We start from the raw sequence: 20,071 nt of genomic DNA on the forward strand, positions 1-20,071 counted from the left end.
ACATAAAAAGGCACATAAAAAGTGGGTGTATGTATGGGAAATCCAAACATATTAATTGTTGAAGATGAACAGAAGCTGAGCAGAGTTTTGCAGCTTGAGCTTAATTATGAAAATTATACGACTGAGGTTGCCAATAACGGGAAACAAGCACTTGAATTATTGGAAAGTAAAAAATGGGACTTGGTTCTGCTCGACATCATGCTACCGGAATTAAGTGGGATGGAAGTTTTAAGACGGTTCAGACGTAATGACACCAATACACCAATTATCCTGCTGACTGCCAGAGACCAGGTTCACGATAAAGTAAGTGGACTTGACCTTGGAGCAAATGATTATGTAACAAAACCGTTTCAGATTGAAGAATTGCTTGCTCGTATTCGAGTACATTTACGTAAGCCAACAGCTGCAGTGAATAACGGTGATTATTTGACTGTCGGTGACTTGCAAGTAGATATAAACACACGTGAAGTGAAGCGGGAATCACAGCAAATTGAACTTACACCCAGAGAATTTGATTTGCTTATTTACCTGATGAAAAACAAAAATATTGTGCTCACAAGAGACCAATTGATCGAGCATGTATGGGGATATGACTATTTTGGGGATACAAACGTTGTTGACGTTTATATTAGATATTTGCGACAAAAAATCGACAAAGGGTTTGAGAACACCTATATTAATACGGTCCGTGGTGTTGGATATACGATAAAGGAACATGTTCAATGAAACTATCCGCGAAGATTCGCTTGTTTTCAAGTCTATTTATGCTAGTACTAATATTGCTTGTTAACACATCAATTTACTATTTGTTTAAAAATATATCGATTAATAGTGAAGTAGATGAAATGACCAGCCAAACGAACGAGATTGTAAAGACGCTTAACTCAAATCCGGAGATTGCCAGAAGTGAGTTATTAAGAGCCTATTTGCCAACAGATGGCATGATTCGTGTGATTGAAGAAAATGATGATCGTCTTTTGCTTACGTTAACCAAAAAAGATAGCTTTACCGAATTGCCTGCATCGTTTGTTAAAACCGAGTCAAATTCAATTATTCATTTAGAGAATCAAGCCAATTTTGTAACCATTTCTAAACCAATTATATGGGAAAATGGTGAAATTGTAACACTGCAGGTATATAAACAGCTAGTTGCACATACCGAAACAATGCAAACCTTATTTTACGTATTAATTGTAGCGTCAGCCATTATGCTTATTCCAACTATAATAGCTGGAGTATTTTTAAGCAGGTTCATTTTAAATCCGATCAAGGCATTAACTGCTGCGATGAAAGAAAATATAACCAATACAAAATGGAAAAAATTATATGTGGAAAACAGATCACGTGATGAACTTTATGAAATGGAAAATACATTTAACACGATGATCGAGTATTTAAAGGATAATTTCGAAAAACAGGAGACATTTGTATCAGATGCTTCACATGAGTTGAAAACACCGATATCAATAGTAAAGAGTTATGCTGAGCTATTGGAAAGACGTGGACAGGGTAACCCGGAGCTTTTCAATGAGTCAATCCAGGCTATTGAATCCGAAGCAGATCGTATGCAAAAGCTGGTAGAACAAATGCTGTTGCTTGCAAGAAATCAGGAAAAAGACGCGCATGAACAAATAAACATAGTTGATATTTGTATGGAAACAGTTGCCAAATTTACAGGTGCATATGAGCGCGAAATTATTTTAGAAACAGCAAAAGATGTGCTTTATGTGAATGGAAGTCAAGACCAATTACAGCAGGTTATTTATATATTAATTGATAACGCCTTAAAATATAGCGATGGGACAGTAAAGTTAACTATTCGGGAAAAGAACACCCATGTTATGGTTAATGTCCAGGACTCAGGTCAAGGGATTCCAAACGAAGAGCAGGAAAAAATATTTGACCGGTTTTACCGAATGGAAAAATCAAGAAACAGGGATTTAGGTGGTACTGGACTTGGACTATCCATTGCAAAAACAATTGTTGCAGCTCATGATGGAAGTTTAAGGGTGACAAGTGAAGCAGGAAAAGGCTCCACCTTTATGATGGAATTTCCAATTGTTAAGGAAGGTTAATGTTATTCTCATCAAATTCTAATCTTTTGCACAGTGTCCTTTCACTTGAAGGGGATATGATGTAATTAAGAACAAAGAGGAGGAGAATAAATTGAAGAAGAAAATTGGTGTTGCGTTAGCAGTTTTTATTGGTGCAACTGCGATGGGACTGGGTATTTATCATTCAGATGCAGCACAGGCTGAACCCAAATTATCAACAGAGGAAATTGAACAATTGGTAAAGGACCAGTATCCAGGAGAAATTACGGAGATGGAACTTGAAAAAAGCCGAAATCGGGCTGTGTATGAAATAGAAATTCATGATGGCCAAAAAGAATATGAAATTAAAATGGACGGAAATACTGGTGAAGTATTGAAACTAGAAGAAACAATGATTGCGAGTGATGTAAAGCAATCAAATGAAGTAAATATTGATGACAATAAAGATGATAATAAGAGTACTAACAATAGCAATGGTGATGATAAAAAGGTTGAAAAAGATGATGACCGCGACGATGATACCAAAGAATTAGCCATCAAGGAAAAAGACGATTCCACGAAAGATGATAAGAATCAGCAAACTAAAACGGATGACGATAATTCTAAGATTGCCAAGGCTGTAATTGACATTGGTAAGGCAAGGGAAATCGCACTTAATGCATTTTCAGGAACTATTGTAAGTATAGAGTTGGATGAGGATGATGGCCGTCTGCTTTATGAATTGGAAATGAATACTAATAAAAGAGAAGCAGAAATTGAAATAGATGCCTATACCGGAGAAGTTTTGGTATTGGATATCGAAAGTAAAGATAACGATGATGATGCCAACGACTCTAACGACAACGACGATGATAGTGACGATAGCGATGACGATGATAATGACGCTAACGCTGATGATGACGACACTGATGACGACGACTAATTGCAAACTTGAAAGCTACCAGATCAGTAGTTAATCTGGTAGCTTTATTTATGTTTTGACGGTGAAATTATTTGTTATTTTTGCATGTACAGTTTCGTACTTTTCAAAATAGGAGCGAATTAATTCAACAGCATCTTTCTGAATTTCTTTTACAATTGGTTTCCCTTTAAACATATCATAATCACCACCACCGTTAGCACGATAATTGTTTAATACGACATGGTATTTTCCATTTCTATCTAAATTCTTACCATGATACTTAACGTTTTCAACCCTGTTCCCCATAGGCTGTTGTACATTTATTGTGTACTCTATTCCTTCCCACATATCATAGTTGTAATGCTGTGGTTTCGGATCAATATAGGCAGGGTTAACTGCTATTTTCCCATTTTTTAAAATAAAGTATTGGGCACTTTTTTCAAGCGCATCTATTATATCCTGTCCCGATAATTCAAGTACCACTAGGGTATTTGGATACATATAGTTTGAAACAATATCACGCATAGTAACGGTGGAATCAAATCCTTTTGAGTCATTATTTAACAGAGAGGTAACAGAAATATCTATGCCACTTGCCTCCATTTGTACTTGCTGGATAAATTCTATAAATGGATGCTTCCCAACTCTTGCCTCTAACGGATCATTTATTGTCATATCGCCATCAACGTATCCAATTGGCTGGTCGAGCCATTGTTGAGTGGAAGACTCGAGATCCTTCATATAAGAAAGAACATCTTCATCTGACTGTACGCCTTCTAATGTGTTAACTGATGCATGCTTATCAATTAATTTCCAGCCATTATCAGAATGCTTCATTGTGATATCAATTTCACCATACATTTTACCGTTGTTACCGGGTTGAACGACTAGAACGTCATTTATTGTGCCAGTTAAGTTACGGTGCTGATGCCCTGTTAATAATATGTCAATTCCTTCTATTTGTTCACACATCGCATAGCCCTGGTTTTCGCCGGTGGGTGCTTCTGTTTCTTCACCAGTCTCAATATCACGTTCAAAGCCCCCATGGTACGAGGCAACCAGAACATCAGGTTCTTCAATTTCATTAATATGTTTAACCCATTTTTGAAGTGTAAAAAGCGCATCAGCAAATTGTATACCTTTAGTATGATCTGGCGATTCCCAGTTAGGGATATAGTGAGTCGTTACACCTACTATTGCTATCGTAATGCCATTGTTCAACGTCTTGATAATGTAGGGTGGTCCAAAATAGGGTTCGCCATTAATATCGATACTGTTTGCTGAAATCCAAGGGAAATCAGACTCTTTAACAGCATCAGTTAAGATTTTCTTCCCAAAATTAAATTCATGATTACCAATCACACTCGCTTCGATTCCTATCTGATTCATGACGCCAATCATAGGGTTTTCTTTATCAGCATGTTCTTTTACATAATGGGTCATTAACGGTGTTCCCTGAATTAAATCTCCATTATCTAATACAATTACATGCTTATTTTCCTGTCTTACTTTTTGAACAGCTGTAGCGTATTTAGCTAGCCCTAAATCTGCATGTTCATTTGTCCCATATAAAACGGGTAATACATTTCCATGAACATCACTCGTATATACTAGTTTGATAGTTGCTGTGTTGTTATGCACTACGTTACATCCTTTCTAAGAAACCTGTTATAACAGATAATTGCGCTTTATTTTAGACTGTTTTCTATAAGTTTGTTTTTTGATTAGAAAACCTGGCATTCACCAAGCCCTTCTGGTAAAAGTCATAGTTGCCAAAAATCTATAAACAGCGAACAACTCTATCGTATATTCCTTTCATCCTTGATAAGATGAGTGCTATGACACAGCTTCGGTTACGAAACGAGCCTTAATAAAATATTAGTATTATAATGAAAGAAACGAAACCAGAGCAAGCTCTTGGATTTCGTTTCTATTATAACTTATTATACAATTTTCCGTCTGATTCTTGCAGAAATAGAGTCAATTACTGTCACCACAATTATGATGGCAAGCAAGATTAATCCCATTTCATTCCAGTTACGGTTGTTTGCTGCAAAGATAATCATAGTACCAATACCACCTGCGCCAACGATACCCAGAATGGATGATGCACGAATATCGATTTCGAAACGGTAGATGGCGTACGATAAGAATTCAGGAATAATCTGTGGCATAACACCATAGAATAGCATTTGAACTTTATTAGCACCATTGGCTTCCATTGCTTCGACAACTCTCATATCAATTGATTCAACTACCTCAGAATAGAGTTTTCCAAGCATTCCTGTTGAGCCAATTGCAATTGCAAGCACACCAGCAAATGCATTTGGTCCTACTGCAACAACAAAAAGAATGGCCAAAATAATATCTGGAAAGGCGCGAATAGCGGATAGAATCCATTTTCCAGATGCTGTTAATAATCTGCTTCTTGACATATTTTGAGCTGCTAAGAATCCTAATGGAATCGCTAGAATAGCAGCCATGAAAGAACCGGCAAACGCTATAGTGATCGTCTCAAACATTTTCCCAGCTACTTCTCCGGTTGCTTCCCAATCTGGGTGGAATAATTTAGGAATGACTCGATGGAAATTATTTATCGCCCGTTCAGCTGCGCGCCCCCAATCCACGTCAATACCTAAAAAGGTCCAAACGTAAACGGCAGCTATTGCGAGAAAAATCATTATCCGTTTTGTTTTTTTGAAAAGAGAACGTTTCGGTTTCGGAGGGAGAGAGTATGTTGCCATTATATCAATGCCTCCCTTAGCTTGTTGCTTATATATTCAATAATAAGTACTACAATAAATATTAATATGATAATTGCCATAACGTTCGGATAGTTATAAAATCCCAGCTGCTGATCCAGTACAAGACCAATACCACCTGCACCAACTAACCCAAGTACAACAGAAGCACGAATGTTTATTTCAAATACATACAGTACAAAGGATGCAAACTGTGGCAGGACCTGTGGCACAAGGCCATAGTAGATTACCTGAAACACATTCCCCCCAGAAGCACGCATTGCCTCAAGTGGATTCATATCAACAGATTCAATTGTTTCACTAATCAATTTTGCCAGAATCCCCAGTGAGAATATAATAAGTGCGATAATACCTGGAAACAGTCCGATACCAAATAATCCAACGAAGACAACAGCTAAAACTAAGTCGGGAATTGTTCGGAGGATATTCAGAAAAGTTCTTGTCGTAATATATATTGGTTTAAAGGTTGCAATGTTTTGCGCTGACAATAATGCAAGTGGGACCGTCAATATAGCTGCGACAGTTGTCGCGATAATAGCCATTTGAATTGTTTGTGCCATTGGGTCCCAAACTGCAGGGATAACACTTAAATTAGGAGGGAAAAATTTATTAATAACCACTCCCATGTTTCCTAATGCATCTGTAAATCCACCAACCATTTGACGCTGTGTCCATACCATGCTAAATAGGTAAAAGCCAATTACGATGAAAAATATAAGTGTAACTTGGGCTTTTGTCTTCGCAGGATAAAGAGGTGGTGTCATTTGAGAGGATGTGGAATTAGTTTGATTATTCACGATTCCTGCGCCCCCCCACGTAAGTCATCCTCACGTATGGTACGGCCATAAATTTCTTCAAATGTTTTTTCGGATACCTCTGATACTGGTCCATCAAACACAACCTCACCAGCACGCATACCAATAATTCGATCGGCATACTCCATAGCCATGTCAATAAAGTGCAGATTTACGATCGTTGTTATGTTATCTTCTTTATTTATTTTTTTTAAATAAGTCATTACCTGATGTGATGTTGGTGGGTCAAGTGATGCCACGGGTTCATCAGCAAGTATATAGTTAGGCTTTTGTGTTAAAACACGGGCAATACTGACTCGCTGCTGCTGTCCGCCACTAAGTTCGTCGGCACGACTATGAATTTTATCATCAATATTTACACGTTGCAGGCTTTCGTAGGCTAGTCCGATATCTTCTTTCTTGTAAAGATTAAGAATGGAGCGTAGTGTACCCGTATGACCTAAACGGCCGGCAATAACATTCTTCAATACATTAGAGCGATTTACCAGGTTATAACTTTGGAATATCATACCAATCTTTGTGCGAAGCTTACGAAGGTCGGAGCCACGATACTTAAGTATATCTTCGTTATCAATTAAAAGGGAACCGGAAGTGGGTGTGACCAGACGATTCACACTACGAATGAAAGTAGACTTTCCCGCTCCGGAAAGACCTACAATAACTACAAATTCACCATCATTTATTGTTACATTTATATTTTTTAAGCCTTCTGTTCCATTTGGGTAGACTAGGCTTACATCTTTAAATTCAATCATAATATGTATTTCCCCCGTCACATTTGTTTGAGAAAATGGCTAAGATAAACGTTAGAAAAAGGAGGAGATAATTACCTCCCCCTTTTTAAGTTGATATTACAGTTCTATGTTATCCTTGAATTTCTGGTAGGTATCTTTAACTACTTTATATTCCTCATCAGATGCTTCAATAATGGCATCCCAATTGTATACTTCATTCATAATCTTGATCATTTCCTCATTTTCATTAAATGATAAGAATACATCTTTGATCTCTTGTACCAATTCGTCATCTAATTCTTTAGTCACTGAGATTGTGTCATTAGGAATATCTTGTGTATAACCAATAACTTTTAATTTTTCCATTACATCAGGATATTCTCCTTCAAGTTCTGTACGCACATCATCGAACGTTGTTGCAACATCAGCATCTCCTTCATAAACTGCTAGAGCAGCTGTGTCATGTCCACCTGCAGCAGTAGTTCCTGAGAAGAATTCTGTTTCCAATTGTGGTGCAGAGTCATAGTCAAATTCCATCATTAATTGATTTGCTGGGAATAAATAGCCAGAAGTGGATCCTTTATCTGGGTAAGCCCAAATCTTCCCTTCTAAATCCGCTAGTTCTTCAATGTCTGAATCAGCTTTTACCACGTATTGTGCTTTGTATGTACCTGACCCGTAACGCTCTGACTTCAGGATTACTTCAGCCCCATATTGCTCGTTAGCTAAAACATAGCCAAATGCTGGGATAAATCCAATGTGTACTTGGTTAGCTCCCATTGCTTCAACTAATGCATTGTAGCTAGTCATTACTTTACCTTCAACCTCTTTACCCAGTTCTTCTCCTAACTGGTCTGCTAATGGTTTAATCGTATCAGCAATCGTATCAGAATCCTGTGACGGCACGAACCCCATTACAATTGTTTCTGGAGTAATACTTTCTTCACCTTCACCACTGCTGCCATCTGCATCTTCTGAACTACCGCACGCTGCCAATACTAGGACTATACCCAACACAAGCAATAGACTAAAAAGTTTTTTCATTTTGACCCTCCTGTGTATTGTGAAAATTATAATTCCTTCCTCTTTATTAAATAACATTTAGACAAAAATTACTAGACTAAATTGAAAATTTTACACTAGATTAATAAACTATTAGCAAATTGGTGTAACATATTTCGTGAAATGTGTTATCTTACATCAAATGTTTCTATAATGAATTTTTAGGAAATAAATAAAGAAAGTGACACGAAATAAGGGGAGGATAAATTGGGTTATGAGAGAGGTTTGTTTTTATATAATGGTAATGCAGGAAGTGATAATATGGAACAAAAACTTTCCCAAACGCTACCTGTTATTTCGAAGGCTATAAAGAAATTAACTGTAATTCAGACGGAATCGATTGAAGAAGCGAAGGATTCCTGTAAAGACTTTGCTGATCAAGTTGATATTATAATTATTCTTGGTGGAGATGGCACGTTATACGAATGTATCAATAGTCTTGCTCCTTTAAAAAGAAGACCAATAATCGCTGTCTTACCAGGGGGGACCTGTAATGATTTCAGCAGAATACTTAGTATTCCTCAAAATTTATATCAGGCAGCAGAGGCAATTATCTCTGGTGAAGCGGTCAAAATAGACATTGGTAAAACATCGGATAAATACTTTCTGAATTTTTGGGGTGTTGGACTGGTTTCAGAAACATCGCTAAATATAGATGAAGAACAAAAGAAAAATTTTGGAGTATTAAGCTATTTCATGAGTACGCTCAAGACAGTTAATCAGGCTGAACCTTTTACTTATAAAATAGTTGCCGATGACAAAGTTTATGAAGGGGAATCGGTTATGATCCTTGTGTTAAATGGGAAATTCATTGGTACAAGGGAATTTCCGATACCTACAATAAATATCAATGACGGTAAATTTGATGTGTTAGTTATCAAAAATTCAACATTGGCCACTCTACGGGAGCTATTATCAATGAATCGACCTACTACAAACACAGAGGAATTAACAGAACTTACCTATTTTCAAGCATCAACTTTAGCGATTAGCACGAATCAGCAGAAAGCTGTTGATATGGATGGTGAAATAGATGGAGTTACACCAGCTAATATTGAAATTTTGCCACGTCATATTCAAATGATAGGAAAACTGTAAGAAAATTACTGTAATACCTTATGGTTTCGGCAATTTTTAGGTATAGGAATAATCAATGTGTTTAAAAAGGAGAACCTACTTAAATGTTACAATACATTACAGATATGATTAATGAATTAGGACTTTGGGGTCTGTTCATAAGTTTGGCTGTTGAGGCTTCATCAGTTCCTTTTCCTGGTGGCTTGGTCACGCTGACGTTTGGTTATATTCTTAATTTGACTTTTCTTGAAGTACTATTATATGGCTTTTTTGGAGGTGCAGTTTATTCATTATTCAGCTTAATCCCTTATGGTGTAGGTTACAAACTGGAAGATAAATTAAAACAAAAAATGAATAAGAAAAAGGTAGAAAAGGCACAAAGATGGTTCAAGAAGTTTGGTGTATGGACAATAGCATTCGCGAGACCACTTGGTATAGGTAATTATATCTCATATATAGCTGGTATTAGTAAAGTAGGTGTATGGAAATTTCAAAGCTTGACGTTATTAGGAATTCTTCCGTGGACGATTGGAATGCTATGGCTTGGAAGTGTGGGTAATCTGAAATCGGTAAAAAAATTTATGGAGGATTTCCAACTATATATACTTTTGCTTTTAATTATAACTGGGGCAGTTTATTGGCTTTATCGAAGACATAAAAATCGAGCATCATATTATCAGTCAGAACCAACCTGATTTTATAAAAAATCGTAAAATAGTGATATATATCATAGCATAGCTGGTTGAAACGCGATATGCTCAAAGTGGGATAACGGGATGTCCTCTACTATTTTATATAGTGCATGCTTGTCGGCAAGCATGTAAACTAATATTGAGACTTAGTCCTCAATATGAAGTGAAACACCTATCTTTATAAAGATAGGTGTTTTGTTTTTCTATTTAAAGGTAATATTAAAGTTATGGAGTATATAAGTTAGGCTTTTTTCATAAGTTTTGCTGCTGTTTAATCATACTTCGACACAACTATGGTAGCCCGTCTTTTAGAAAACTGCCAAAAGTAATAGGAGGAAAACAATGCGTGTTTTAGTAATTGGAGCAAACGGTGGTATTGGTAAGCAGGTGATTGAGAAGTTATTGGAATCCGACCATGAACCTGTTGCAATGGTAAGAAATACAGACCAAATTCCCCAATTTGAAGAATTAGGTGCGCTGACAGTTTTAGCGGACTTGGAAGAAGATTTTGAGAAGGCATTTCATAATATAGATGCAGTTATATTTGCTGCTGGATCAGGGCCACACACTGGCGCTGATAAAACAATTGTTATTGATCAGGAAGGTGCAATTGAATCTGCTGATTTAGCGAAGAAATATGGAATAAAAAGATTTATACTGTTAAGTTCATTTGGAGCAGATCGACCTAAGCAAACAGGTCAAATGAAGCATTATCTTTATGCTAAGCACCGCGCAGATGAATATCTTAAAAAAGCAGGCTTAAATTATACGATAGTTAGACCAGGAAGATTAACAGATGACCCTGGTACAGGTAAAGTAAATCTGCAAGAAAAATTATCAGATATAGGAAATATACCTCGTGAGGATGTTGCAGCAGTTCTTGTCTATTTGCTAACTGTTCCAAGAGCAGAAAATAAAATCTTTGAGCTTGTCGAAGGAAACACAGAGTTGTCGGAAGTGCTAGCTTATTAATTTTTAATATCTAATCAATAGTAATCTTTAAAAATCTTCTGCATTGTGGCTATAACACAGTGCAGAATGTTTTTTTGTAATAAATTTGTAATGTTTGTGTTTAATTTGTTATATTCACGGGTAAATACTGATATAAAATAAAACGTAAGAACGAAGTTTCCAAGTTCAAGGAGGAGCTTAACATGAACGATAAGGAAGTAATTGTATATATCAGTAATGATTGTTTGAATTGTGAAAAGCTGTTAAGTCAATTGAAACAATGGAAAATTAAATATACAACGAGAAATGTAACGGAGAACCAAGAATACATTAAACAACTTCACGAACGTGATGTATTTGGTACTCCGACGACTTTGGTAGATGACCAAGTGATTTGTGGATTTCAAATCAATAAAATAAAGTATTTATTAGGTATGTCTAATAATCATCAGCCTTATTTCAGTTCATTTTATGATTGTTACAGTAGTCAAAGTAGTTATAGTAATTGAATAATGGGATTAGCGTTTTTACACACTTTTTGCATGTTTGCATATTGTAGTAACACAAGAACATGTGAAAGAGGTGTGTACCATGTTTGAGAGACCTTATAATTATATGCCATCTTATCATGGCAATCCTTATATTTTTCATCAAAATACCCAGCAGCAAAATCATGCGTCGCAGATGTACCAGAATTACAACAAAAACTTTCAAACCCCTTTTGAGATATATTCAAAACCCAAACAACCAATGGGTTGGCCTCCATATGCTCAGTCTATAGGTGGTTCTTTTAATGCGCCACCTAAAAATAATCTTCTCTATTATTTTCAGGATAATAATGGTGAAATGGACCTTGATAAAATGTTATCAACAGCTGGTCAGATAGCAAATACGTTTCAACAAGTGTCACCAGTTGTGAAACAAGTAGGTTCAATGATGAAACAATTTCGATAGCATAGAAAGCTGATGAAGCAATGTTTGTATTTCATCAGCTTATTTCTGCTTTGTAAAATTACAACAATGATGGTAAAACATTAAAAAGTTATTTCGTTTTATTGTGCCATAATAAGTAGAGGGTTCGGGTAAAAAGAAGTACATTGACTGAACATGAGGAGAATTATTATGATTGGGTGTCTGATAATACACGGGTATACCGGTGGTCCGTATGAAGTTGAGCCGTTAGCCGCTTATCTCAAGGAGCATACCAATTGGCATATTGAAGTTCCAACCTTACCAGGTCATGGTAGGAAATTAGCATTGGATAATGTTTCTCACAAAAAGTGGATAAACGCAGCAGAAGATTCTTTAAAACAATTAAGTGTGAAGTTTGATGAAATATATATTATCGGATTCTCGATGGGTGGGATGATTGCTGCTTATCTAGCTGCAAAGTATAAAATCGATAAATTGGTACTATTGGCTCCGGCTGGAAAGTATCTATCATTTAAACAGATAACCATGGATATCAAAGATGTTGCTGTAGATGGATTCAATGGAAAACTCAATCAAAATAAATTATATCTGCATTACAAAAGGAAGCTGGGAGCTGTTCCTTTTAAAGCTAATATCGAATTTCTAAAGTTGCTAAAGTTTACAAGACGCTATTTGAAAAAGGTTGAATCGCCTGTATTGATTGCCCAGGGACAGCAGGACGGGATGGTTCCCTATAAAACCGTTTACTATTTGGATAAGGAAATTACATCGAAGGAAAAAGAAGTTGTGTTTTTTGAACGATCAAGACATCTTATTTGTTTAGGCAATGACAAAGATGCACTTAATATAATGATTTATGAATTTTTGTCAAAAGAAAAATCCAAAGATAATAGGGAAAAGACTTAAAATAATTAAGCCTTCTCCCTAATATTGTCCTTTATACAATTAAAAGGGTTTTTGTTACTGTTATTGCTTGTCCTTGAAAAATGAAATAACCAGTCCGCCTTCACCTGCATATGTGGAAATCAACGGGCCCATTTCAGTTAAATAGGCGTCTTTGAACGGATATTTCTGTCTGATTTCCGCAAGAACTTTACTTGCTCGTTCCTCGGAATTGTAGTGGGTCATCGAAATGACCTTATCTTCAAAGTCCTTCGTATACTCACCAATTTGTTCAATAAAACGCCTGATTGATTTTTTATCACCACGAACCTTTTCAACTACTTCTATGTTTCCTTCATCATCGCTAGCCTTCATTAATAGCTTTATATTAAGTGTCTTAGCAATGGTGCCTTTTACTTTATCTAAACGTCCGCCACGTACTAAATTTTCCAAAGTTTTTAAAACAAATAATGTAGTTGTTTGTTCAATAAGACTGTTTAGATGGTCAACAAGCTGCTCATACGAATAGCTTTCTTCCATTTTTACTTTTGCTTCATGGAGTAATAATGCTATGCCACATGAAGCTGTTTTTGTATTTATTACTTCGATCCTGCGATCTGGATCCTCTTCCAGAAGCATATTTTTAGCAAGTACTGCATTTTCATACGTAACACTTAGTCCTTTTGTAAGACTTAACATGATAATAGGAGTGCTCGGGTCTACTTGCTTGTATGCTTCATAAAAGTCATTAGGACTTGGAGCAGATGAACGAGGTAGTTCTTCTGCCTCTTTCATTTTTTTATTAAAGGTTTCTAAATCAATCGTTACACCTGTCTTGTATTGTTCATCTTTAAAATGTAAATAAAGAGGTACTACAATAATATCCAATGCTTCATGTAAACGCTTTGGTATGTCTGCTCCTCCATCTGTCATTAACTGAATATTCATGACATCACCCAATTCATTAATTATTGATTTAATTATACCAGTTTTAAACACTAGTTGGTATGTACATTTGTCATTTCTTTTGAGATATTGTGACTTTTGATTTTCGGGCAGTACTCATTATGAATAAAAATAGCCCGAATAATACGATCGTTCCTCCAAGCCATTGTGACCATGTTACTTTTTCACCTAGAATAAAGTAGGCGAGTATTGAAGCCCCTATTGGTTCAAACACGATTCCCATTGAAATGGTGGAAGTACTAAGCCATTTCAAAGCCCAATTAAATAATGTGTGTCCGAAGAATGTTGGGATAATCGCCAATGCAATAAAAACTAACCAGTGATTAGTGGGATATCCAAAGAAAGGATTTTGGACAACAATATTATATAAAATTAATGTCGCTGAACTTATTCCGTACACAACAAATGTATAAGTCATTAATGATAGGCGCTTTCTTACTTGTTGCCCCATTAAAAAATAGGCTGTAACAGTTATCGCTCCAAGTAAAGCAAGAATATCACCGAATAGTGCCACACCACTTATCTGAAAATCACCCCAGCTTATAATTACACTGCCTAATAGGGCAATTATCATACTGATTACTGCACCAGGCGAGAATCGTTCCTTGAAAAAGAAGTAAGTTCCTAAAAATGCAAAAATAGGCTGTAATGTTACCAATACGACTGAACTTGCCACTGACGTATAGTTTAATGATTCAAACCAGAGAATAAAATGAAAAGCCAAAAAAATACCTGCAAGGGCTGAGAGAATCCAATCCTTCTTTTGGATAAGGCTAAATTCATTTCGATGTTTGAAAAGTACATATGGTGCCATAATAATAACTGCAAACAATAAACGATAATTTGCAATTATTGCAGCAGGAGCTTGATTAGCCAGTTTCACTAATATTGCTGATGTTGATACAGCTATAACACCAATTACAACCGCTATATATGGATTGAACGGAGGTAGACGCATGAAAGTCCTCCTTTGATATTGTGCAGATATATATTTAGATTTTATTTTACCATGCAATAGATGAAAAATCATATAAGAAGTAGTGGATATCATCATAATATATGTGTTATGATGAAAGAACTGTTATTTTCTGTATGAGATTTCATGAATGAGGCTTTTTTCCATAAGCGGAGTAGCCTCCTTTTTACACTTTCAGAGCGTATGAAAATTGATTGGAAGTCTAAAAATAAACTGAGGGTTTCGCCCAAACAGGTTTTTCTAAAAATTATACATTAGAAAACTTGGCTTTATCCAAGTTTTAATGGCGAAAGCCTTAGTGGCAGTTATGCAGATTATAAGTAATTATACTTTCTAATCTGCCAAATAAATATGCAACAAAAAAGGAGTAGAGTAACAAGGTGACAACATTTAATGAATTAAGTATATCACAGCCCATTATGACAGCACTGGAAAAAATGGGGTTTGAGGAAGCGACGCCGATTCAAGCAGAAACAATACCACTTGCTATGCAAGGAAACGATGTAATTGGACAAGCACAAACTGGTACAGGCAAAACTGCAGCATTTGGTATTCCAATGATTGAGAAAATTGATCCTAGTCAAAAGATAATCCAAGGACTAGTAGTGGCGCCTACGAGAGAGCTGGCAAACCAGGTTGCAGAAGAAATTAATCGATTAGGCAAAAACAAAGGTGTGCGTACAATGCCGGTGTATGGTGGTCAGCACATGGAACGACAAATTAGAGCGTTGAAAGATGGTCCACATATTGTCGTTGCAACACCAGGAAGACTTCTTGATCATATGCGCAGAAAAACAATACGTACGAATAATGTAAAAATCGCAGTATTGGATGAAGCTGATGAAATGCTGAACATGGGATTCATCGATGATATTCGCGATATCCTAAAAAATATTCCTGATGGAAGACAAACATTGCTTTTTTCAGCAACAATGCCTAAGGAAATTCGTGATATTGCAACAAACTTGATGAACAGTCCAAAAGAAGTAAAAGTAAAAAGCAAGGAAATGACAGTAACAAATATTGAACAGTTTTTTATTGAGGTACCGGAAAAATATAAATTTGATACGTTAACAAACCATTTGGATATAAATGCACCTGCACTAGCAATTGTATTCAGCCGTACGAAAAAGCGAGTTGATGAAATAGCAGAAGGACTACAAGCAAGGGGCTTCCGTGCTGAAGGTATTCATGGAGATTTAACACAAGGGAAACGAACGTCCGTTCTAAATAAATTCAAGAATAGCCGTGTGGAAGTATTAGTTGCAACTGATGTTGCTGCACGTGGACTTGATATTTCCGGAGTAACCCATGTATACAATTTCGATATTCCGCAAGATCCTGAGAGCTATGTACACCGAATTGGCCGTACAGGAAGAGCGGGTCGCACAGGAGAAGCAATATCTTTTATAACACCAAGAGAGATTGCACATCTGCAATCAATTGAAAAAATGACTAAAAGTAAAATGAAGCGTATTATGCCTCCAACCAATCAGGAAGCAGAGCGTGGTCAGCAACAAGTTACTGTGGACAAGCTATTGCAAACCATTGAACAAAAGGATTTAAAATCTTACCATGAAACAGCAAATGAATTATTGCAGAATCATGATTCAATAACAGTAATTGCTGCAGCACTTAAGATGTTGACAAAAGAGCGTCGTGATACACCAGTACGAATATCGTCAGCACAGCCAATCAGTGTGAAAAAAGCACCAAGAGGTAAAGACAACAACCGCAGAACCAATAATAAAAAGTTTTACGGTAAACGTAACCAAGGTGGCCGTAATCAAGGCGGACGCAATCGCAAAGGAAATTTCCAGAAGCGCAGAAATAATAATAACAGCTAAGTAGAAGCTCCTTGCGTAAAGGAGCTTTTTTATTGCGTATTATTTTCTTGGATATATTAACAATACTAATGGAAGTTGAGGTATAACTATATGAGGCAGCCACCAGTTAATACAATTGCAACCGATGCAATAAAAGCATGGAAAATAACTGCATGGATTTATGTTGGGATTCTTTGGCTAGCGACCGTTGGACTAATAGTTTTAACGTATATATTTGAGTTGTCATATTGGCTTACATTTACGGCAGTAGTTGTAAGCGGGCTAAGTACATACTTATTTGTTTTCCTATTCCCCAAGCTGCGCTGGAAAAGATGGCGTTACGAAGTGTTTGATCAGGAAATTTATATTCAGCATGGGATATTGATTGTATCACGGACGCTAGTGCCAATGATACGTGTACAGCATGTCGATACGCAGCAAGGACCAATATTAAAAAAATATCAACTAGCAAGTGTGACTATTTCAACAGCAGCAACAACACATGAAATCCCTGCGTTGTTAGATGAAGATGCTTCTGAATTGAGAGATCGAATTTCAGCACTTGCAAGGGTGGATGAAGATGATGTTTAATCAGAAACGACTGCATCCGGCAGCTATATTTTTCAATTTTATTAGGGTGTTGCGTGAATCGATTTTTGCAATTGTTCTAGGTTTTATTACATTTAAAGATGACTCACTTTTTTACTTTGTTTTAATAACATCAGGCATTCTTATTCTAATGATATCGTTTAGCATCTTATCGTGGTATCGCTATACATACCGAATCGAGGATGAAGAGCTTCGTATTGAATATGGAATATTGATTCGGAAAAAGCGGTATATCTCTAAAAACCGAATCCAGTCAATTGACCTGACTTCAGGAGTTATTCATCGAATATTCAAACTTACAAGGGTTCAAATTGAAACGGCGGGAAGCGGAAATGGTGCAGAGGCTTCACTTAAGGCAGTTAAACGAACAGAAGGGGAAGCGCTGCGTCAGGAATTGAAAACAGCCAGCACAAAGTATGCAGATGAAAATAAAGAATTTATAGAGCAAACAAATCCATCATTAAAAATTACGTTTAAACGATTGTTTTTAGCTGGCTCCACGTCTGGAAGCATAGGCGTTCTCTTTGCTCTTATGGCGTTTGGATTCTCGGAACTGGAACAATTCATACCTGATCATTATTACGATAGTACGGTAGAATGGGCAATCGGGTTAAGTGTTATTTTTATAGTAGTGCTTGTTATTATTTTTTTAATCCTTCTTTGGTTATTTGGTATTGCTGGTACGATGATAAAATATGGTAATTTCACAATTACTAAAAATGATAACGAATTATTTATCACTCGTGGACTACTGGAGAAAAAGCAGGTGACTATTCCATTAAAAAGAATACAGGCAGTAGGTATTCAGGAAAGCATTATCAGACAGCCACTCGGTTATGTAACGATTTTTGCAGAAATAGCTGGCGGGTCAATGGAAAAAGGTGAGGATTTTTCATCTATATTATTTCCAATCATGAAGACTGATGAAGTTGGTGATTTTTTCAATACGTTTTTGCCGGAATATGCTGCAGAGAATCAGGACATGATACCACTTCCCAAGCGTGCTCGTAAATTTTACCTGCTGCGTTCTTCTTTGCCGGTAATTATAATTGGAGCGGGAATTGGATATTTTTTCACACAATTTGTTTGGGTACCCATTCTTCTGCTGATAGGCAGCCTATATCTGGGTGTTTTACGACATAAAGATGGCGGATTTTATCAAGATGGCCAGCGTTTAACTATTCGATACCGGACTCTAAGTAAAAACACAGTAACTATGTACCATAAACGTTTACAAGCTTTTGAGAAAAGTCAATATCTGGTGCAGGTTAACCAGAAATTAGCCACGATGAAACTATCAATAATTGGAAAGTTGGGCGTAGGCACACATTTTAAAATCAAAGACTTGGATGAATCACGCACACACCAAATAGCTGATTGGTATTCTTATCGTAAATAAAAAAGGCAGTTTTCTAAAAATAGTTTGTTGTATTGATATCATCTGTAACGTTATGTTGCAAATAATATAAGTGCTATGACACCGCTGCGGAAATACACTTCGCGCACCTTAGGGCGGATCAAGCCATGCCCGGTGGCATAGAAGCCCCTGTGGAAGCTTTAGCTTGAACAGATGTCCACTTGTATCCGGAGGGTGAAAGCGTCCGCCTGCAGTGGAAATCAAGAAGTCTAGCACATTTACAAATAGTTTGGATTTATTGTTTTATTATTGAATTATGAAATTGATTCAGTCATAAAGAAAAACACACTAATTATTGGCTAATTAGTGTGTTTTTTATTTTATAGGAAATTATAAAATTTAAGTGCTGTGAATAACTGGACTTCCGAATCAGCGACGTCCAACTTCGACGTACAGGACGTACTAGTGCCGGTGACGCCACAGGACGTGGCGTTCTCACCGGCCAGCGCCTAGTGCCTAGTGGACTTCCCTCCCCGTATCTAGATAAGAAATAAAGGATGTTCGACTAAAACCACCACATCCTGCGGCAACGTCGACCTACCCGCAGCGCTGAGCACAGTCCATACGGCGCTGAACAGGCGTTTGCACTTTTGTTCTATTTTCCTAAAATATTCTGCCTATCAGGCCAAGTATAATCAAAATTCCAAGAAAGCCCCAAAGAATTTTGGCATATACTTTCTTGGGTATGCGTCTTTTTTTCCAACGGTTTGGGTTAAACTGTATTGAATCATCGTCCCGGTAACGTCTGTTTCGCCATGGAGAGAATGGTTGGGCGTTTGATAACACTAATGGCGCTAATGCAAAGCCACCGATAAACCCGAAAATGTGTGCGTAAATATTTATTCCTGGCTGGATAAATGTCATAACTAACCCAATGATAAAAATAGTCATGATGATTTGTGAGTTTGCCTGGTCGATTAAATGCTTACGGAATGCTACCATATAAATATAGATTCCAAATAATCCATAGACTGCACCGGAGGCTCCAACATACTCATAATATACTGTAGGTGTCAGGAAGTATGTTGCGAGATTTCCTATTAAGCCTGCTCCAATGTATGCGAATATAAATTTGTATTTACCAAGCATTTGTTCCAGCGCTGGTCCAAATAGGACAAGTGCGAATGAATTAAAGACCGCATGCATAAGACCAGCGTGCAGGAAGATTGATGTGAACAAACGCCAGTATTCACCTTGGCTGATATAAAAATTGTTACCTGTACCCCACCTATCTAATTGATCTCCAAAAGGGAAAGGTAAAAAGTCTGTAATCAGCCATAGAACAAGATGGATGATTATAAGTGCAGCGATTATTGGATAAAATTGAATAAATTCTTTAATGCTTCTTTCTGTGCGGATGAACAATGGCATACCTCCTTACAAGAACAGTTTAGTATTGAATAAATTTCTATAT

Annotated in this window: 20 protein-coding genes; 12 read left to right on the forward strand and 8 right to left on the reverse strand. The window is 36.7% G+C overall.

All coding sequences use genetic code 11. The annotated features are described in order from the left end of the window. Positions 1–33: 33 nt before the first annotated feature. From BMY13_RS15240 to BMY13_RS15250, 3 genes are all read left to right on the forward strand, one after another. Positions 34–726 carry a response regulator transcription factor gene (locus BMY13_RS15240; RefSeq protein WP_092494205.1) on the forward strand — a complete coding sequence of 231 codons (693 nt, stop codon included), beginning with the start codon at positions 34–36 and terminating at the stop codon, positions 724–726. Next, positions 723–2,075 (forward strand): HAMP domain-containing sensor histidine kinase, encoded by a 1,353-nt coding sequence (locus BMY13_RS15245; RefSeq protein ID WP_092505625.1) that lies wholly within the window; start codon positions 723–725, stop codon positions 2,073–2,075. Before BMY13_RS15240 ends, BMY13_RS15245 begins: the two co-directional genes overlap by 4 nt. 91 nt (positions 2,076–2,166) lie before the next feature. Further along, positions 2,167–2,976, forward strand: coding sequence for a PepSY domain-containing protein (locus tag BMY13_RS15250; protein ID WP_092505627.1), 810 nt, complete (start codon positions 2,167–2,169; stop codon positions 2,974–2,976). 48 nt (positions 2,977–3,024) lie between these two features. Here the strand turns inward: BMY13_RS15250 and BMY13_RS15255 are convergent, their stop codons facing one another. The 5 genes from BMY13_RS15255 to BMY13_RS15275 form a co-directional block, all read right to left on the reverse strand. Then, complete coding sequence (locus BMY13_RS15255; RefSeq protein WP_092505629.1) at positions 3,025–4,596, reverse strand: bifunctional metallophosphatase/5'-nucleotidase; 1,572 nt, start codon at positions 4,594–4,596, stop codon at positions 3,025–3,027. A gap of 302 nt (positions 4,597–4,898) precedes the next feature. Beyond that, a complete protein-coding gene (phnE, locus tag BMY13_RS15260; RefSeq protein WP_092505631.1) occupies positions 4,899–5,699 on the reverse strand; it encodes a phosphonate ABC transporter, permease protein PhnE in 801 nt (266 codons plus the stop codon). Beyond that, positions 5,699–6,481: a phosphonate ABC transporter, permease protein PhnE gene (gene phnE, locus BMY13_RS15265; RefSeq protein ID WP_092505685.1), complete on the reverse strand. Its 783-nt coding sequence runs from the start codon at positions 6,479–6,481 to the stop codon at positions 5,699–5,701. The genes phnE (BMY13_RS15260) and phnE (BMY13_RS15265) overlap by 1 nt, the downstream gene beginning before the upstream one ends. Positions 6,482–6,510: 29 nt before the next feature. Beyond that, on the reverse strand, positions 6,511–7,287 hold the full coding sequence (phnC, locus tag BMY13_RS15270) for a phosphonate ABC transporter ATP-binding protein (RefSeq protein ID WP_092494210.1): 777 nt from the start codon (positions 7,285–7,287) through the stop codon (positions 6,511–6,513). Positions 7,288–7,383: 96 nt separating this feature from the next. Further along, the gene (locus BMY13_RS15275; RefSeq protein ID WP_092505633.1) at positions 7,384–8,310 is read right to left on the reverse strand and encodes a phosphate/phosphite/phosphonate ABC transporter substrate-binding protein; all 927 of its coding nucleotides are present in this window, start codon (positions 8,308–8,310) and stop codon (positions 7,384–7,386) included. 225 nt (positions 8,311–8,535) lie between these two features. Here BMY13_RS15275 and BMY13_RS15280 point away from each other — a divergent pair, with 225 nt between their 5' ends. The 6 genes from BMY13_RS15280 (at position 8,536) to BMY13_RS15305 (ending at position 12,887) form a co-directional block, all read left to right on the forward strand. Beyond that, complete coding sequence (locus BMY13_RS15280; protein WP_092505635.1) at positions 8,536–9,426, forward strand: YegS/Rv2252/BmrU family lipid kinase; 891 nt, start codon at positions 8,536–8,538, stop codon at positions 9,424–9,426. Between the two features lie 83 nt (positions 9,427–9,509). Continuing rightward, entirely contained in the window at positions 9,510–10,100 is a 591-nt protein-coding gene (locus tag BMY13_RS15285; protein WP_092505637.1) for a DedA family protein, read from the forward strand. 339 nt (positions 10,101–10,439) lie between these two features. Continuing rightward, entirely contained in the window at positions 10,440–11,069 is a 630-nt protein-coding gene (locus tag BMY13_RS15290; RefSeq protein WP_092505639.1) for an SDR family oxidoreductase, read from the forward strand. A gap of 182 nt (positions 11,070–11,251) precedes the next feature. Then, a complete protein-coding gene (locus tag BMY13_RS15295) occupies positions 11,252–11,557 on the forward strand; it encodes a glutaredoxin family protein (RefSeq protein WP_092494215.1) in 306 nt (101 codons plus the stop codon). Between the two features lie 82 nt (positions 11,558–11,639). Then, a complete protein-coding gene (locus tag BMY13_RS15300; RefSeq protein WP_092505641.1) occupies positions 11,640–12,002 on the forward strand; it encodes a YppG family protein in 363 nt (120 codons plus the stop codon). Between the two features lie 168 nt (positions 12,003–12,170). Then, positions 12,171–12,887 carry an alpha/beta hydrolase gene (locus tag BMY13_RS15305; protein WP_092505643.1) on the forward strand — a complete coding sequence of 239 codons (717 nt, stop codon included), beginning with the start codon at positions 12,171–12,173 and terminating at the stop codon, positions 12,885–12,887. Between the two features lie 60 nt (positions 12,888–12,947). On the opposite strand, the gene BMY13_RS15310 is transcribed toward BMY13_RS15305, so the two are convergent. Together BMY13_RS15310 and BMY13_RS15315 are read right to left on the reverse strand one after the other, a co-directional pair. Continuing rightward, complete coding sequence (locus BMY13_RS15310) at positions 12,948–13,811, reverse strand: DegV family protein (protein WP_092494218.1); 864 nt, start codon at positions 13,809–13,811, stop codon at positions 12,948–12,950. 70 nt (positions 13,812–13,881) lie between these two features. Next, a complete protein-coding gene (locus BMY13_RS15315; protein WP_092505645.1) occupies positions 13,882–14,787 on the reverse strand; it encodes a DMT family transporter in 906 nt (301 codons plus the stop codon). Positions 14,788–15,185: 398 nt separating this feature from the next. Here BMY13_RS15315 and cshA point away from each other — a divergent pair, with 398 nt between their 5' ends. The 3 genes from cshA to BMY13_RS15330 all read left to right on the forward strand — a co-directional run bounded on the left by cshA (position 15,186) and on the right by BMY13_RS15330 (position 18,639). Further along, positions 15,186–16,652: a degradosome RNA helicase CshA gene (cshA, locus tag BMY13_RS15320; RefSeq protein WP_092494220.1), complete on the forward strand. Its 1,467-nt coding sequence runs from the start codon at positions 15,186–15,188 to the stop codon at positions 16,650–16,652. 90 nt (positions 16,653–16,742) lie between these two features. Next, positions 16,743–17,222 (forward strand): PH domain-containing protein, encoded by a 480-nt coding sequence (locus BMY13_RS15325; protein ID WP_092494221.1) that lies wholly within the window; start codon positions 16,743–16,745, stop codon positions 17,220–17,222. Further along, positions 17,212–18,639, forward strand: a complete 1,428-nt coding sequence (locus BMY13_RS15330; RefSeq protein ID WP_245736121.1) for a PH domain-containing protein — start codon at positions 17,212–17,214, stop codon at positions 18,637–18,639. The genes BMY13_RS15325 and BMY13_RS15330 overlap by 11 nt, the downstream gene beginning before the upstream one ends. A gap of 621 nt (positions 18,640–19,260) precedes the next feature. On the opposite strand, the gene BMY13_RS15335 is transcribed toward BMY13_RS15330, so the two are convergent. After that, on the reverse strand, positions 19,261–20,022 hold the full coding sequence (locus BMY13_RS15335; protein ID WP_092505647.1) for a rhomboid family intramembrane serine protease: 762 nt from the start codon (positions 20,020–20,022) through the stop codon (positions 19,261–19,263). Between the last annotated feature and the right edge of the window lie 49 nt (positions 20,023–20,071).

Source organism: Virgibacillus subterraneus, from assembly GCF_900110695.1.
Taxonomy (GTDB): Bacteria; Bacillota; Bacilli; order Bacillales; family Amphibacillaceae; genus Lentibacillus; species Lentibacillus subterraneus.